Genomic DNA, 16422 nt, shown 5'->3' with positions numbered 1-16422 from the left:
GTTTAGGCGCTGTTCATGTCGAGCGTGGGCGCTCTTTCCCGCCCGGGCAGCCCCGTGGCCCGCATCCGGCGCGACTCGGTCGGACAGGCACTTGGCACGGCCCGGCCTCATGTGCTTGGTGGATGGCTGGTGCGGGAGGCAGGCTCTGATGGACCAACCGGTCTTCAAGGCGGATGACACCACCTACGACGTCACCAAGCAGATCGGCTTTCTCATCCGGAAGGCGAGCCAGCGGCACCTCGCCATCTTCTCGGACCTCCTCGCGCCGCTCAGCCTGACGCCGGCCCAGTTCACCACGCTCTGCACCCTGCGCGACCACGGCGAATGCTCGCAGGCGGATCTGGTCCGGGCGACGGCGGTGGACCAGGCGACCATCCGCGGCGTGGTGGAGCGGCTGGAAGCCCGCGGCCTGATCCAGATGAGCCGGAGCAGCGACGATGGCCGCAAGGTCATCATGTGGCTCACCACCATGGGGGCGGCCACGCTGGAAGCGGCCATCCCGCAGGCGCGCCGCATCACCGAGGAGACGCTGAAGAACCTGAATCCCGCCGAGCGGTTCGCCCTCGAATTCCTCCTGCAGAAGATCAGCGAGTAGCGCCGCCCGGGCGGCAGGCAGGCCTCACAAGGGACTCAGCCCGGCCGCCTTGGCGACCCGGGTCCACAGCGCCACGTCGCGCTCAACCACGGCGCGGAGCGCCGCCGGCTCCGACCCGACCGGCGCGAAGCCGAGATCGGCGAGCCGCGCCTGCACGCCCTCATCGTACAGCGCCAGGGCGATCGCCCGCTGCACCCAGGCGACGCGCTCGGGCGGCGTGCCCGCCGGGGCGAAATAGCCGAGCCAGGCGACGATATCGAACTCCGTGATCACGCCAACCTCGGTGATGGTCGGCACCTCCGGCAGCCCTGCCATGCGCCGCGGGCCGGTGACCGCCAGGGCCCGGACCAGGCCGGAATCGACGAGCGGCTTGGCGGTGCCGGAGACGGCGATGGCGTATTGCACCTCGCCGCTCGCCACCGCCTGCACGGCCGGGCCGTCGCTCCGGTACGGCACCATGGTGACGGCGGGGTTGCCGGCCAATTGCCGGAACAGCTCGGACATCAGATGCATGGTCGCGCCGATGCCCGTGGTCGCGTAATTGCCGCGGCCGGGATTGGCATGCAGCCAGGCGATGAGTTCGGGCACCGTCCGCACCGGCAGCTCATTGTTCACCACGAAGACATAGGGGCCGGAGGCGGCGATGGTGATCGGCGCGAAGGCCGTGCGGACGTCGATCTCGCGCGCGAAGCTGCTGTTCATCACCTGCAGGATGGTGATGTTCGGGCCGCCATAGAGCAGCGTGTAGCCATCCGCCGGCTGCCGGGCGACGTGCTGGGTGCCGATCGCCGAGGCCGCGCCGGGCCGGTTGTCCACCAGGAAGGCGCGGCCGCTTTGCCGGGCCATGCAATCGGCCAGCACGCGGGTCAGGAGATCGACGCCCGACCCTGCCGAGCTGGGCACCACGAAGCGCACCGGCCGGTCGGGAAAGCCCTGCTGCGCCAGCGCCGGCCTGGCGAGTGCGGCGAGCCCCGCCGCGGCCAGCAGGCCGCGACGCCCGGCCCCGGGCGGCCTGGCAATCTTGCTTGGCATTTTTTCCTCCCCTTGGCGATGGCGATCAGGCCATGGCCGGCCTCCCTCCCCGCAGCAGCCGGCCCGGCAGGGCGCGCATGGCCCTGCCAGCCGGCCGGATCGGCACGCCGGAGGCGACGGCGGCCCGATGGCGTTGTGTCATGCGCCGGCGGCAGCGCCCGGCGGCGCGGGCCGCAGGGTGCCCGAAGCCATGACATCGATCTGCCTCTCCGGCGCTGACGCCAGCACGCCGGGACCGCCCGGCCGCGGCACGGCGCTTCCCGCGCCGGGCAGGGGAGCGCCCCCGGCGGCCGAGTGGCCATGGGCCGGCGTCACCACCTGTGCCTCAGCCCGGGCGCATCCGCGCACCGCTCCCGTCAGGCCGGCACGGCGGCAGGCTCGCCGAGGCGGAAGCCGCGATAGGACTCCGCCGCCACCTCGTCGCAGATCTTCCGGTAGGTGCCGACGCCGCCGATATAGGGCATGAAGACCCGCGGCTTGCCCTTCACATTGGCGCCCATGTACCAGGAGCCGGCGCGCGGATAGAGGGTGCGGTGGGCCACCTCATTGTTGTGCTCCACCCATTTGTCCTCGGCCTCGCGCTCCGCCTCGATGCGCGTCAGCCCCTTCTGCCGCAGCTCCGCCAGGCATTGCGCGATCCAGTCCACATGCTGCTCGATGGACACGATCATGTTGCTGAGCACGGAGGGGCTGCCCGGGCCGGTGATCATGAAGAGGTTGGGGAAGCCCGCGCTGCATAGGCCGAGATAGGTGCGCGGCCCGGCCGCCCATTTCTCCGCCAGCGTCTCGCCGCCCACGCCGCTGATGTTCATGCTGGTCAGCGTGCCCGTCATCGCGTCGAAGCCGGTGGCGAAGACGATGGCGTCGACGGCGTGCACCGTGCCATCCGCCAGCTTCACCCCTTCCGGCACGATCCGCTCGATCGGGTTGGAACGCAGATCCACCAGCGAGACGTTGGGCCGGTTGAAGGTCTCGTAATAGCCGGTATCGGCGCAGATGCGCTTGGTGCCGATCGGGTGGTCCTTCGGCGCCAGCAGCTCCGCGGTCCGCGCATCCTTGACGATCTCGCGGATCTTGCTGCGGACGAATTCGGCGGCGGTGCGGTTGGACTCCTCATTGAGGACGAGGTCGTTGAAGGAGACCATGAAGGCGGTGCCGCCCACCGCCCAGCGCCGCTCGTATTCCGCCCGCCGCTCCTCCTCGGAGACCTCCAGCGCGCCCTTGTCGTTCAGGTTGCGCAGAATGCCGGTGTGCTGCGCGCGGGCCTTCGCGCGCCGGGCCGGGTAGTCCGACTTCCATTCCTGCTCGTAGGGCTCGTCCATCGGGGCGTTGTGCGAGGGAATGCTGAAATTCGCCGTGCGCTGGAAGACGGTGAGCTGCGCCGCCTGCGCCGCGATGACCGGAATGGCCTGGATGGCGGAGGAGCCGGTGCCGATCACCGCCACGCGCTGGCCGGTGAAATCCACCGCCTCATGCGGCCATTGCCCGGTGTGGTAGGTCCTGCCGCCGAAGCTGCCGATGCCCTCGATCTCCGGCAGCCGGGCGGTGGAGAGGCAGCCTGTGGCCATCACCACATGGCGCGCCCGCACCGCATCGCCCTTGTCGGTGCGCACGGTCCACAGATCGGTGGCCTCATCCCAGCTCGCTGCCTGCACGCGGGTGCTGAAGGAGATGTATTGCCGCAGGTCCAGCCGGTCGGCGACATGGTTGGCGTAGCGCAGGATCTCCGGCTGGGAGGCGAAGCGCTCGCTCCATTTCCATTCCTGCTGCAGCTCGTCGGAGAAGCCGTAGGAGTACTGCATGCTCTCCACGTCGCAGCGGGCGCCGGGGTAGCGGTTCCACCACCAGGTGCCGCCCACGCCGCTGGCCTGCTCGAAGGCGCGGGCACGCAGGCCGAGGCCGCGCAGGCGGTACAGCATGTAGAGGCCGGCGAAGCCCGCCCCCACCACCACCACATCCACATCCGGCGGCGCGGCGCCGCGCTGCTGATCCTGCGTCATCTTGGTTCCTCCGCTGTCATTTCGCCGCCGGCCTCCGGCGCCCGGCCTTGCCTCAGGCGGTGGCGCCGCGCACCAGGCGCCCTGGCAGCGCGCCCGTCGCCTCGCCCTCGCGATAGACCGGCTGGCCGTTCACCAGCGTCGCCACATAGCCCTCCGCGCGCTGCAGCAGCCGCTTGCCGCCCGCCGGCAGATCATAGGCCAGCTCCGGCGGGCGTACACGCAGCCGGTCGTAGTCGATGACGTTGATGTCAGCCCTGAGCCCCGGGGCGATGGCGCCGCGGTCGCGCAGCCCCAGCGCCTGCGCATTGTCATGCGACAGCCGCCGGATCACGAAGCCCAGCGGCAGCCGCTCGCCGCGGCTGCGGTCGCGCGTCCAATGGGTGATCGTGCTGGTGGTGGAGCTGGCATCGCAGATGAGGCCGAGATGCGCGCCGCCATCGCCGAGGCCCATCAGCGTGTTGGGATGCTCCACCATGGTCTTCACCGCGGCCAGGTCGCCATCGGCGTAGTTGATGATGGGGCGGTTGAGGATGCCGCGCCCGTCCTTCTCCAGCATCAGGTCATAGGCCAGCTCCTGCACATCCACCCCGCGCTGCGCCGCCATGGCGGCGAGGCTGCGCTCCGGCGACGGCTCGTAGTCCGGCGGGTCGCCCAGCGGGAACAGCATGTGCCAGGTGTTCAGGCGGTAGAGCATCGCCGGGTCGGTCGTCTTCTCGGCGATGATGCGGGCGCGGAATTCCGGGTTGCGCAGCACCGCCAGGCGCTCGGCGAAGGGCAACTTGGCCACATGCTGCCAGCTCGGCCGGGCGAAGAAGGGGTTCTGGCTCAGCTCGAAGCCCAGCATCAGCCCGATCGGGCGTGCCATCACCTGGCCGCTGATGCGGGTGCCGGCGGCATTCGCCTCCTCCAGCCGGTCGAGCAGGAAGCGCCACAGCCACGGCACCTTCTCCCGCTGCAGCAGGCTGAAGGTCATCGGCCGGCCGGCCGCCTCGGCGACGCGGCGGAGCATGGCGAATTCCTCGCCCGGCTCGTCGAAATCCGAGATCACCTGCAGCCAGCCGCGCCCCAGCCTGCCGATGGCGCGGCCGATATCGGCCAGCTCCTCCTCGGCGGCGCGCAGGGTGGGGGTGTGGCGGCCGTCCAGCGTCTTGTGCGCCAGGGCGCGGGAGGTGGAGAAGCCCAGCGCGCCGGCGGCGATGGCCTCGGCCGCGAGCCGCGCCATCTCCGCGCGGTCGGCCTGGTTGGCCTGCTCGTGATCCGCGGCGCGCTGGCCCATCACATGGATGCGCAGCGCCGCGTGCGGCACCTGGGTAGCGATGTCCATGTCGTAGCGGCGGCCACCCAGCACGTCGAGGAATTCCGGGAAGCTCTCCCAGGTCCAGGGCAGTCCCTCGGTCAGCACGATCTCGGGCAGGTCCTCGATGCCCTCCATCAGGGCGACGAGGATGTCGCGCCGCCCCGGCGTGCAGGGCGCGAAGCCGACGCCGCAATTGCCGATCAGCGCGGTCGTCACGCCGTGCCAGGAGGAGGAGTCGAGCCGGTTGCTCCAGGTCGCCTGGCCGTCATAGTGGGTGTGGATGTCGACGAAGCCCGGCGTGACCAGCAGGCCCTTCGCGTCGATCTCCTCCACCCCGCGCGGCGCCGGCCCCAATTTGCCGACCGCGAGAATGCGCCCGCCGCCGATCGCCACATCGGCCTCATAGGGGGCACCGCCAAGCCCATCGGCTATCGTGCCGCCCCGGATCATCAGCTCCGCTTCGCGTGCCATGCCGTCCTCCTCCCACACATGCGCCGGGTGGCGCATGTCCCGGTGCCTTCGACGTGCCAGCGCGCCCCGCGGGCGAGCCGGCTTGTCTCCGGTCCGAATTTCCGTTATCAGGAAATTTCTTTCCCTTTAGGGAAACATGACGGGCGCCCGCGTGTCAATCAATCACCTGGCCCCGCATCGCTTGACCCCGGCCCCAGCCGCATTCGGGAGAGACGCAGCATGACCGCAGAGCGCGCGGCGGAACGCCGCAGCTTCACGCCGGGGGAGCGCGGGCTCGAACAATCCTTCGGGCGGGCGACGGTGATCCTGAACGCGCTGGCCGCCTCCGGCGAGGCGGGCATGCGCTTCGTGGACATCGTCCGCGCCACGGGCCTCAGCCAGACCACGGTGCACCGGCTCGTCGCCGCCCTCGCCGAGCATGGCTTCGTCGAGCAGGCGGCGACGGATTCCCGCTACTTCCTTGGCATGCAGCTCGCGGGCTGGGCCTTCGCCGCGGCGAACCGCTTCGGCGTGGCGGAGGTGGCGCACCCCGTCATGCACCATCTCTGCGAGGTGACGGGGGATACGGTCTACCTGTCGCTCCGCTCCGGCGACACGGCGATGTGCGTGTCGCGCATCGAGGGCTCCTACCCCATCTATGTGCGGATCGTGAAGCCGGGCGACCGCCACGTCTTCGGCCTCGGCGCCGGCAGCCTCGCCTTGCTCGCCTTCATCCGGGACGAGGCGGAGATCGAGCGCCTGCTGAGCCTGCCGGAACAGCGGGCGGGGCGGGCCCGGGCCGGCGTCGATGAGGCGCTGATCCGGCAATGGCTCGCCGCCTCGCGCCGGGATGGCTACAGCATCGTGCAGGATCTGGTCCCGGGGACCAGCGCCATCGGCCTGCCGATCTGCGGGCCGGCGGGCGACCCGGTCGCGGCGCTCGGCCTCGCCGCCATCTCGACCCGGCTGCAGCCGCCCCGGCTGGACGAGGTGCTGGCGGAGATGCGGGCGGCGACGGCGCAGATCGAGGCGCGGCTGCGGCCGATGCTGAAGGCCCATCTGGCGCGCTGACGCCGCCGGCGCGGCGCAGGGGCGGCGCGCCGCGCGGGCCGCGGGCGCTTGACGCTTCCGCCGCTCTCATGCTCCTGTTGAAAGGAACACAATTTCCTCTAAAGGGAAAAAACAGCGGCGGCGACAAGAATTCGGCCGCCCAGGGAGAAGGCATGTCCAAGCCCCTCGGCCCCGCCCGAGCCCGCGCCGCCATGGCCTGGCCGGCCCCAGGCGCCTTGCGCCGGACCCGGCGCCGCCCCGTGGCCGCGCCGCCGCCCTCGCGCCATGCCGCACGGATGCCGGCCGCGCGCCTTGCCCGCCCGCAGCAGTCGATCGCGCCGGCAGGGCAGGCCGCGCGGCGGCGATGAGCCGGCGGGCGTAGGGGCCTCCCTTCCCGCATCGCAGGGAAGCGCAGGCAGGCCTCGCCGGCATAAGAACAACGAACGGAGGAAACGATGTCGCGTAGAAGATTGCTGCTCGGCGCAGCCGCCGCGGGTGGCGCGCTGGCCCTGCCGCGGCTTGCCGCCGCCGCAGACGCCTTCCCGAACCGCGAGATCACCGTGATCATGCCCACGGCGCCGGGGGGCGGTGCCGACGTCTCCCTGCGCGGCGTGCTCGCGCCGATGGGCCGCATCCTCGGCGTCCCCATGGTCGTCCGGAACATCGCCAACCCGACGCTCGCGACCGCGCAGATCGCCTCCGCCCGGCCGGACGGCTACACGATCGGCCTGCTCGGGATGACCGCCCTTCTGCTCATGCCGCGGCTCATGTCGGTCCCCTACAAGACCGAGGATTTCGCCTTCCTCGGCGGCTTCGCCGAGGTGCTCTACGGGCTCGGCATGAAGGCCGGCGGGCCGGCAAGCTCCGTCGAGGAGCTGATCGCCCTGGCCAAGACCCGGCGGGTGACCTGCAGCTCCAACGTCATCGTCAACCAGCTCGCCATGATCCAGCTCGGCAACCGCGCCGGCGTGAAATTCCACTGGGTGCCGACCAACGCCCAGGCCGAAGCCGTGGCGCAGGTCGCCGGCGGCCATGTCGATGCCGTCGTGCAGTCGCCGCCGGAGATGACGCCGCTGATCCGCAGCGGCCAGATCCGCTTCCTCGCCTCCGCCTGCAACAACCGCTGGCCGAGCTTCCCGGAGGTGAAGACGCTGCGCGAGATGGGCTACGAGGCCGCCAATTTCGTCCCGCTCGGCCTCGCCTGCCCCACCGCCACCAGTGAGGCGATCCGCGAGAAGCTCAGCGCGGCGCTGGCCCAGGCGGCGACCGACCCGGAGACGCAGACGACCATCACCAATCTCGGCGGCTGGCCCCGCCCGATGACTCCCGAGCAGATCCGGACCGACATGCTGGGGCAGGAGCCGATGATCACCGCCGCGCTCGAGGAAGCGGGGATGCGGCGGCGGTAGGCGCAGAGCAACGGCAGGAGGCCCAGCCATGCACCCGATGATTCCGCGGCGGCTCGTGCCGGCGCTCGTCTTCCTGCTGGCCCTGATCGGCCTCGGCCAGGCCCGGCAGCTCGAGCTGCACAGCTTCATGGGTCCGGGCCCGGGGCTGTTCCCCAGCATCGTGCTCGGCGCGGTGGCCGTGCTCGCCCTGCTGCTCTGCCTGCTGCCCGCGCTGGGCGGCAGCGAGGCGGGCGAGGAGGATGAAGGGCCGCCCGACCGGCGGGCCTTCGGCGCCACGATCGCGGCGCTGCTCTTCCTCGTCCCGGCGGCGGCGTGGCTCGGCTTCACCGCCGCCGCCATCGGCATCGCCCTGCTGATGGCCTGGCTCGGCGAGGGCCGCCGGCCCTGGTCGGCCTTCGCCTTCGGCCTCGGCTGCGCCGCGGTCGGCGTGCTGTTCTTCGGCCTGGCGCTGAACGTGGACATCCCGCGCTCGTCCTTCGACGAGTCGGTGCAGCGCATCTTCCGCTAGAGCGGGATCGGTTGAGCTGCGCTCACCCGCCCCGCTCTAGCCCATTGTTCGGTCGCGTGATTCACGCTTCAAGTTGAAGGCAACCTGAAGCGATCACGCTCTGGGAGCGTCGACCGATGGAGAATCTCCTGCTCGGCTTCGGCCAGGTGCTGACGCCGGCGAAGCTGCTTTGGTGCTTCCTGGGCGTCTTCCTCGGCACGGTGATCGGCATCCTGCCGGGGCTCGGGCCGCTCGCCACCATGGCGATCCTGCTGCCGATGACGTTCAAGATGGAGGTCTCCTCGGCCATCATCATGCTGTGCGGCATCTATTACGGCGTCGCCTATGGCGGCACCGCGACCTCCGTGCTCATGCGCATCCCGGGCGAGGCCTCCTCGGTCGTCACCTGCCTCGACGGCTACATGATGGCCCGGCGGGGACGGGCCGGCGCGGCGCTCGGGATCGCCGCCATCGGCTCCTTCTTCGCCGGCACCGTGGGCACGCTCGCCATCTCCTACCTCTCTCCGCCGCTGGCCCGGCTGGTCTTCGCCTTCGGCCCGGCGGAGTACACCATGCTGATGCTCGCCGGGCTGTGCGCCGTCACCTATTTCTCCGGCACCTCCATCCTGCGCGCGCTGCTCATGGCCGGGCTCGGGCTGGCGCTCGGCTGCATCGGGCCGGACCCGATGACCGCCGAGCCACGCCTGAGCTTCGGCCTGGTCGATCTCTCGGGCGGCATCGACATCGTGTCCCTGGCGATCGGCCTGTTCGGGGTCTCCGAACTGCTCTTCATGGCGCGGCGGCGGGCGGAGGAGCTGCAGATCATCGCGCCGCCCGCCAGGCTGCTCGGCTTCCTGCCGAGCCGGCAGGAGGCGCGCCGCTCCGCCGGGCCGGTGGCGCGCGGCACCGTGCTCGGCTTCCTCATCGGCGTCCTGCCCGGCGGCGGCGCCGTCTTCGCTTCCTTCCTGTCCTACGCGCTGGAACGCAAGCTCTCGAAGCGGCCGGAGGAGTTCGGCACCGGCGCCGTCGAGGGCGTCGCCGGGCCGGAGAGCGCCAACAATGCCGGCACGGCGGGCGCCTTCGTGCCGCTGCTCTGCATGGGCCTGCCGGCGAACGCCATCACCGCCGTGCTGCTCAACGCCTTCATGGTCCATGGCGTCTCCCCGGGGCCGGCGATGATCGAGCGGCAGCCCGAGCTGTTCTGGGGGATCATCGCCAGCATGTATCTCGGCAACCTCATGCTGCTGGTGCTGAACCTGCCGCTGATCGGCCTGCTGGTGCGCGTGCTGGAGATCCCGCGCGCCTGGCTCTCGCCGGTGATCCTGCTGCTCTGCCTGGTCGGCGTCTATTCCTCGACCGGCGACGCCTCCGGCGTCGCGCTGTGCGTCGCCTTCGGCTTCCTCGGCTATTTCCTGCGCCGGCGCGGCTACGACCTCGGCATCGTCATCCTGGCCTTCGTGCTCGGCCCGATCATCGAGCGCTCGGTGCGGCAGGCGCTGACCATCGCGGACGGGGATCCGGCCATCTTCGTGCAGAGCCCGCTCGCCCTCGGCCTGGCCGTGCTGGTGGCAGTGATCCTCGCCGCGGGTCTCTGGCCCCGGCGGCCGGCCGTCGTGCCGGCCTGAAGCGGCGGCCGAGGGCGGGCACGCCTTCGCCGCGCCGCCTTGCCGTTGCCCGGGCCGGCGGGCATCATGCGCGGCAATGCCGGAAAAGGCATATGGAGGAGATCGCCATGGGCCTCGCGCGCCGCCGCGTGCTGACTGCCAGCCTTGCGGCCCCGGCCTTGCTGTTCGCGCAGATGCGCGGCGCCAGGTCGCAGGAGGCCGCCTGGCCGGCACGGCCGATCCGCTTCGTGGTGCCCTTCTCGCCCGCCGGCACCACGGACATCGCTGCCCGGCTGGCGGCGGAGATGGTCGGCAGGCGGCTGGGCCAGCAGGTGGTGGTGGAGAACCGCCCGGGCGCCAGCGGCAACATCGCGGCGGAGATGGTCGCGCGCGCCGCGCCGGATGGCTACACCATGCTGGTCAACGCCATTTCCACCGCCGCCATCAACTACACCCTGTTCGGCGAGCGCATGCCGGTGAAGCCGGAGGAGCTGGCCGCCGTGGCGCTGCTGATCCGGGTGCCGAATGTGGTGTTCGTCCCCGCCACCTCGCCCATCAAGGACCTGGCCGGGCTGATCGCCGCCGCCAAGGCGCGGCCGGATGCGCTGAATTACGGCAGCGCCGGCAGCGGCGGCTCCGGTCACCTGGCGTTCGAGCTGTTCAAGCTGCGCGCCGGGGTCAGGATCGTGCATGTCGGCTATCGCGGCGCCGGGCCGATGCTGGTGGAGGCGGTGGCCGGCCGGCTGGACGCCGCCTGCGACAACATGCCGTCCTGCATCGGCCATATCCGCGACGGCCGGCTGCGGCCGCTCGCCGTCACCTCGGCCGAGCGGGCGCATGCCCTGCCGGACGTGCCCACCTTCGCCGAGGCCGGCGTGAAGGACGCGGAGGCGACCGGCTGGTTCGGCATCCAGGCACCCTCGCGCACGCCGCGCGCCGTCATCGAACGCATGGGCCATGAGCTGGATGTGGTGACGCGCGATCCCGCCTATCGCGCACGGCTCAACGAGCTGGGCGGCAATCCGCCGAACCTGAAGCCGGATGGCGGCACGACGCCGGAGGCTTACGAGGCCTTCATCGCCACCGAGATCCGCCGCTGGGGCGAGGTGATACGGAGCACCGGCATCACCGCCGACTGATCTCGGCCCGGCCACGCGGCTCTCGCGCGGCGGACGGCCCCGGCTATGGGCCGCGGCCCGCGTCGGAGCCAGAGGCCGTCCACGGACGGGCCGCCGGACCAGGCCACGCAGCACCGGGGGGCCAGGGCGCGGCCGGGTGCCTGGGCCGCCCGAGAGGCCGCAGCCTTAGAGCAGATCGCCGGAGGGCGGCATCGCCCGGAGGCGTGAATCTGCTCTACCATCCATAAGCTAGAGCGGTTTCGCGCTGCACAGTCAGCGTGAAACCGCTCTAATGGCGGCCGTGGTGGTGGTGACGCCCATGATGGTGGCCGCCTCGGTGCCAGCCATGGTGATGCCTGCCGTGATGGTGGTGGTATCGTGGCGCCGCGCGATGGTGGTAGTGCCCGCCGCCGCCCCAGTAGAGCGGCGCGGCCGCGTAGGGCGCCGGGCGGTAGGCACGGTACGCAGGCGCCGCCCCGTAATAGGGCTGGGCGCAGGCAGGCAGCGCGACCAGCAGGCCCAGGGCGATGATGGCGGTGATGCGGCGCATGACGGCTTCTTCTTCTCCCGTTCCGGCATGCTCCATTTGCCGGGGCGGTGTGTCGCGGGCATGACGGCATGGTGGCACAATCGGGGCGCGGCGCCTGCGCCATGGCCCGGCCTACGGCGCGGCGGGGCATGGCCGCCGCCGGCCGCCAACGAACAGGCGGTGAGGCCGGCGAAATCGGGGCTGTCCTGGCAAGGCACAGCCGGTAGGATCGGACCAACGAGAAGGATCGGAGGGCCGGGCCAATGAACGTCACGGTTCCTGCTACAGGGCGGGCGCGGCCCGCGACGTCGGTTCGCCAACCCGAAGGGAGCGCTTAGCCCCGGTGCCGCCGATGCAGCAGAGGGAGTCCAGGGCTGCGCAACAGGCCGGCCCGGTCCGCGGCCGCCGCGCCGCCCGGGAGACGCCGCGGGGCCGGCAGGTGGATCCCGAGGTGCGGGCGGCGCTGGCGGCACTGCTCGGCGACCGCCCCCGCCGCCGGGACCTGCTGATCGAGCATCTGCACCTGATCCAGGACCGCTTCGGGCAGATCCCGGCCCCCTGGCTGGCGGCGCTGGCTGAGGCCATGCGGCTCTCGGAGGCCGAGGTGTACGAGGTCGCGACCTTCTACGCGCATTTCGACGTGGTGAAGGAGGGGGCGCCGGCGCTGCCGCCGCTCACGGTGCGCGTCTGCGACAGCCTGAGCTGCGCGATGCATGGCGCGGAGGCGCTGCTGGCTGCGCTGCCGGCGCAGGTCGGGCCAGCGGCCAGGGTGTTGCGCGCGCCCTGCCTCGGCCTCTGCGACCAGGCGCCGGTGGTCGAGGTGGGGCATCACTTCCTGCACCAGGCGACGGCGCCGGCCGTGCTGCAGGCGATCCGGCAGGACGACACCCACCCGCATCTCGCCCCCTATGTGGATGCGGCGCAGTACCGCGCCGGCGGCGGCTACGCCCTGCTGGAACGGGTACGCAGCGGCGCGCTCAGTGCCGAGGCGGTGCTGGCGGCGATGGAGCATAGCGGGCTGCGCGGCCTGGGCGGCGCCGGCTTCCCCACCGGCCGCAAATGGCGCGCGGTGCGCGGCGAGCCGGGCCCGCGGCTGATGGCGGTGAATGCCGATGAGGGCGAGCCCGGCACCTTCAAGGACCGGCACTACCTCAACACCGATCCGCACCGCATCCTGGAAGGCACGCTGATCGCCGCGCATGTCGTCGCGGCCGAGGAGGTCTATCTCTACCTCCGCGACGAATACCCGCTGGCGCGGGAGATCCTGCGGCGGGAGCTGCCGAAGCTGCCGCCGGGCGGGCCGCGGCTGCATCTGCGGCGCGGCGCGGGCGCCTATATCTGCGGCGAGGAATCCGCTTTGCTGGAAAGCCTGGAAGGCAAGCGCGGCCTGCCCCGCCACAAGCCGCCCTACCCCTTCCAGCGTGGCCTCTTCGGCCGGCCGACGCTGATCAACAATGTCGAGACGCTGTATTGGGTGCGGGACATCCTGGAGCGCGGGCCGGAATGGTGGGCGGCGCAGGGGCGGCATGGCGGGAAGGGGCTGCGCTCCTTCTCCGTCTCCGGCCGGGTGCGCCAGCCCGGGGTGAAGCTGGCCCCGGCCGGGATCACCCTGCGCGAGCTGGTGGAGGAGTTCTGCGGCGGCATGGCGGAGGGGCATCGGCTGGCGGCCTTCCTGCCCGGCGGCGCCTCGGGCGGCATCCTGCCCGCCAGCCTGGCGGATCTGCCGCTGGATTTCGGCACGCTCGAGCCGCATGGCTGCTTCATCGGCTCGGCCGCGGTGATCGTGCTCTCCGACCGCGACGATCTGCGCGCCGCCGCGCTGAACCTGATGCGCTTCTTCGAGGATGAGAGCTGCGGCCAGTGCACGCCCTGCCGGCTCGGCACCCAGAAGGCGCGCCTGCTGATGGAACGCCCGGTCTGGGACGGCGCGCTGCTGGCGGAGCTGGCGGCGGTGATGCGCGACGCCTCGATCTGCGGCCTCGGCCAGGCGGCGCCCAATCCGCTGACCAGCCTGCTGCGCCACTTTCCGGAGGGAGTGGCCGCTGAGGAGGACGGGCGATGAGCGAGCCGATCCCCTTCACGCTGGATGGCGTCCCGGTGGCGGCCTTGCCCGGCGAGACCATCTGGGACGCGGCGCGCCGCCTGGGCACGGAGATCCCGCATCTCTGCCATTCTGCGGAACCCGGCTATCGCCCGGACGGCAATTGCCGTGCCTGCATGGTGGAGATCGAGGGGGAGCGGGTGCTCGCCGCCTCCTGCATGCGGCAGCCCCGCGCGGGCATGGTGGTGCACAGCGCCAGCGAGCGGGCACAGCGCGCCCACCGTGTGGTGATGGAGCTGCTCGTCGCCGACCAGCCGGCGCGCGCGACCTCGCACGATCCCACTTCCCGCTTCTGGCATTGGGCGGAGCGGATGGCAGTGCCGGAGAGCCGCTTCCCGGCGGCTAAGCGCTGGGCGCCGGACGCCAGCCACCCGGCCATGCGGGTCAATCTCGACGCCTGCATCCAATGCAATCTCTGCGTCCGCGCCTGCCGCGAGGTGCAGGTCAACGACGTCATCGGCATGGCCCACCGCAACGCCGCCGCCAAGGTGGTGTTCGATTTCGACGACCCGATGGGCGCCTCCACCTGCGTCGGCTGCGGCGAATGCGTGCAGGCCTGCCCTACCGGCGCGCTGATGCCCGCTGCCTATCTGGACGAGAACCAGACGCGGACCATCTGGCCCGACCGGGAGGTGGATTCGCTCTGCCCCTATTGCGGCGTCGGCTGCCAGGTCACCTATGCAGTGAAGGACGACAGGATCGTCCATGCCGAGGGGCGGGATGGCCCGGCCAACCATCAGCGGCTTTGCGTGAAGGGGCGGTTCGGCTTCGGCTATGCCCATCACCCGCATCGGCTGACCCGGCCGCTGATCCGCCGCGAGGACGTTCTCAAGCGCGCCGATGACGAGGTCGATCCGGCCAATCCCTGGACGCATTTCCGCGAGGCGAGCTGGGAGGAGGCGCTGGACGCCGCCGCCGGCGGGCTGCGCCGTCTGCGCGAGGCGCATGGGCCGCAGGCGCTCGCCGGCTTCGGCTCCGCCAAGGGCTCGAATGAGGAGGCCTATCTGTTCCAGAAGCTGGTGCGCACCGGCTTCGGCAGCAACAATGTCGATCATTGCACGCGGCTCTGCCACGCTTCCTCGGTGGCGGCGCTGATGGAGGGGCTGAACTCCGCCGCGGTGACGGCGCCCTTCGCGGCGGCGCTGGAGGCCGAGGTGATCCTGGTGATCGGCGCCAACCCGACGGTGAACCACCCCGTCGCCGCCAGCTTCATCAAGAACGCGGTGAAGCAGCGCGGCGCGAAGCTGGTGGTGATGGATCCGCGCGGCCAGAGCCTCTCCCGCCTGGCGACCTGGAACCTCGCCTTCCGCCCCGGCAGCGATGTGGCGATGCTGAACGCCATGCTGCACACGATCATCGAGGAAGGCCTCGCCGACGAGCAGTATATCGACGGCTACACCGAGGGCTTCGCCGAGCTGCGCGAGCGCATCCGCGACTTCCCGCCCGAGCGCATGGAAGCGGTCTGCGGCGTTCCCGCTGCCACGCTGCGCGCCGTGGCGCGGCTTTACGCCAAGGCGCGCGCCGCGATCATCTTCTGGGGCATGGGCATCAGCCAGCATGTGCACGGCACCGACAATGCCCGCTGCCTGATCGCCCTCGCCCTGGTCACCGGGCAGATCGGCCGGCCCGGCACCGGGCTGCACCCGCTGCGCGGCCAGAACAACGTGCAAGGCGCCTCGGATGCCGGGCTGATCCCGATGGTGCTGCCGGATTACCAGCCGGTGGCGCAGCCGGAGATCCGCACCGCCTTCGAGCGCTACTGGGGCATGGCGCTGGACCCGCAGCCCGGCCTGACGGTGGTGGAGATCATGCAGGCGATCCATGCCGGCAGCATCCACGGCATGTATATCGAGGGCGAGAATCCGGCCATGTCCGACCCCGACCTGCACCATGCGCGCGCGGCGCTGGCGCGGCTGGAGCACCTGGTGGTGCAGGATCTCTTCCTCACCGAGACCGCCTTCCATGCCGATGTGGTGCTGCCCGCCTCGGCCTTCTACGAAAAGGCCGGCACCTTCACCAACACCGACCGGCGCGTGCAGATGGCGCGCCCGGTGGTGAAGCTGCCGGGCGAGGCGCGGCCGGATTGGTGGATCATCCAGGAGATGGCGCGCCGGCTCGGGCTCGGCTGGGATTATGCCGGCCCGCGCGAGATCTTCGCCGAGATGGCCGCCGTCATGCCCTCCCTCGCCCACATCACCTGGGAGCGGCTGGAGCGCGAGGGCGCGGTGACCTACCCGGTGGAGGCGCCCGACCGGCCCGGCAACGAGATCCTCTTCGCCACCGGCTTCCCCACCGCCAGCGGCCGGGCGCGGCTGGTGCCCGCCCGGGTCACGCCGCCGGCCGAGGTGCCGGACGAGGATTACCCGATGGTGCTGTCCACCGGCCGCGTGCTGGAGCATTGGCACACCGGCTCGATGACCCGGCGCTCCGACGTGCTGGACCTGCTGGAGCCGGAGGCGGTGGCGCTGCTCTCGCCGGCGGAGCTGGGCCGGCTGGGGCTGCGGCCGGGCGGGCAGGTGCGGCTGGAAACCCGGCGCGGCGCGGTGGAGCTCAGGATCCGCGCCGATCGCGATGTGCCCGCGGGCATGGTGTTCCTGCCCTTCTGCTATGCCGAGGCGGCCGCCAATCTGCTGACCAACCCGGCGCTCGACCCCTTCGGCAGGATCCCGGAGTTCAAATTCTGCGCCGTCAGGGTTACGCCGGCCGGGGCCGGGGCCGGGGGCTCGGGCTAAAGCATTTTCAATTCCGGC

General features: G+C 71.5%; 12 protein-coding genes. 8 read left to right on the top strand and 4 right to left on the bottom strand.

The features are described 5' to 3' along the window. Positions 1–148: 148 nt before the first annotated feature. Positions 149–595, top strand: coding sequence for a MarR family winged helix-turn-helix transcriptional regulator (locus E5N76_RS08080; RefSeq protein WP_149536764.1), 447 nt, complete (start codon positions 149–151; stop codon positions 593–595). 24 nt (positions 596–619) lie between these two features. Here the strand turns inward: E5N76_RS08080 and E5N76_RS08075 are convergent, their stop codons facing one another. From E5N76_RS08075 to E5N76_RS08065, 3 genes are all read right to left on the bottom strand, one after another. Further along, positions 620–1627 carry a Bug family tripartite tricarboxylate transporter substrate binding protein gene (locus E5N76_RS08075; protein ID WP_149536763.1) on the bottom strand — a complete coding sequence of 336 codons (1008 nt, stop codon included), beginning with the start codon at positions 1625–1627 and terminating at the stop codon, positions 620–622. A gap of 356 nt (positions 1628–1983) precedes the next feature. Beyond that, positions 1984–3627 carry a flavin-containing monooxygenase gene (locus E5N76_RS08070; RefSeq protein WP_149536762.1) on the bottom strand — a complete coding sequence of 548 codons (1644 nt, stop codon included), beginning with the start codon at positions 3625–3627 and terminating at the stop codon, positions 1984–1986. A gap of 52 nt (positions 3628–3679) precedes the next feature. After that, positions 3680–5395, bottom strand: coding sequence for an N-acyl-D-amino-acid deacylase family protein (locus tag E5N76_RS08065; protein ID WP_149536761.1), 1716 nt, complete (start codon positions 5393–5395; stop codon positions 3680–3682). A 219-nt stretch (positions 5396–5614) separates the two neighbouring features. Between E5N76_RS08065 and E5N76_RS08060 the strand changes: the two genes are divergently transcribed. The 5 genes from E5N76_RS08060 to E5N76_RS08040 all read left to right on the top strand — a co-directional run bounded on the left by E5N76_RS08060 (position 5615) and on the right by E5N76_RS08040 (position 11063). Next, positions 5615–6445, top strand: a complete 831-nt coding sequence (locus E5N76_RS08060; protein ID WP_187830050.1) for an IclR family transcriptional regulator — start codon at positions 5615–5617, stop codon at positions 6443–6445. A gap of 434 nt (positions 6446–6879) precedes the next feature. Beyond that, entirely contained in the window at positions 6880–7833 is a 954-nt protein-coding gene (locus tag E5N76_RS08055) for a tripartite tricarboxylate transporter substrate binding protein (RefSeq protein ID WP_149536759.1), read from the top strand. Positions 7834–7861: 28 nt separating this feature from the next. Continuing rightward, positions 7862–8341: a tripartite tricarboxylate transporter TctB family protein gene (locus tag E5N76_RS08050; protein ID WP_149536758.1), complete on the top strand. Its 480-nt coding sequence runs from the start codon at positions 7862–7864 to the stop codon at positions 8339–8341. A gap of 116 nt (positions 8342–8457) precedes the next feature. After that, positions 8458–9945 carry a tripartite tricarboxylate transporter permease gene (locus E5N76_RS08045; protein WP_149536757.1) on the top strand — a complete coding sequence of 496 codons (1488 nt, stop codon included), beginning with the start codon at positions 8458–8460 and terminating at the stop codon, positions 9943–9945. A gap of 92 nt (positions 9946–10037) precedes the next feature. Then, positions 10038–11063, top strand: a complete 1026-nt coding sequence (locus E5N76_RS08040; RefSeq protein ID WP_235907614.1) for a Bug family tripartite tricarboxylate transporter substrate binding protein — start codon at positions 10038–10040, stop codon at positions 11061–11063. A 268-nt stretch (positions 11064–11331) separates the two neighbouring features. Here the strand turns inward: E5N76_RS08040 and E5N76_RS08035 are convergent, their stop codons facing one another. Then, a complete protein-coding gene (locus E5N76_RS08035) occupies positions 11332–11592 on the bottom strand; it encodes a hypothetical protein (RefSeq protein WP_149536755.1) in 261 nt (86 codons plus the stop codon). 331 nt (positions 11593–11923) lie between these two features. Here E5N76_RS08035 and E5N76_RS08030 point away from each other — a divergent pair, with 331 nt between their 5' ends. Beyond that, entirely contained in the window at positions 11924–13633 is a 1710-nt protein-coding gene (locus E5N76_RS08030) for an NAD(P)H-dependent oxidoreductase subunit E (protein ID WP_149536754.1), read from the top strand. After that, positions 13630–16404 (top strand): formate dehydrogenase subunit alpha, encoded by a 2775-nt coding sequence (gene fdhF / locus E5N76_RS08025; RefSeq protein ID WP_149536753.1) that lies wholly within the window; start codon positions 13630–13632, stop codon positions 16402–16404. Before E5N76_RS08030 ends, fdhF begins: the two co-directional genes overlap by 4 nt. Positions 16405–16422: the final 18 nt, after the last annotated feature.

It is taken from the genome of Siccirubricoccus phaeus, assembly GCF_008360935.1.
In the GTDB taxonomy this organism is placed as follows: domain Bacteria; phylum Pseudomonadota; class Alphaproteobacteria; order Acetobacterales; family Acetobacteraceae; genus Siccirubricoccus; species Siccirubricoccus phaeus.
Note: the sequence above shows the minus strand (reverse complement) of the source record. Positions and strands in the feature narration are given on the sequence as shown.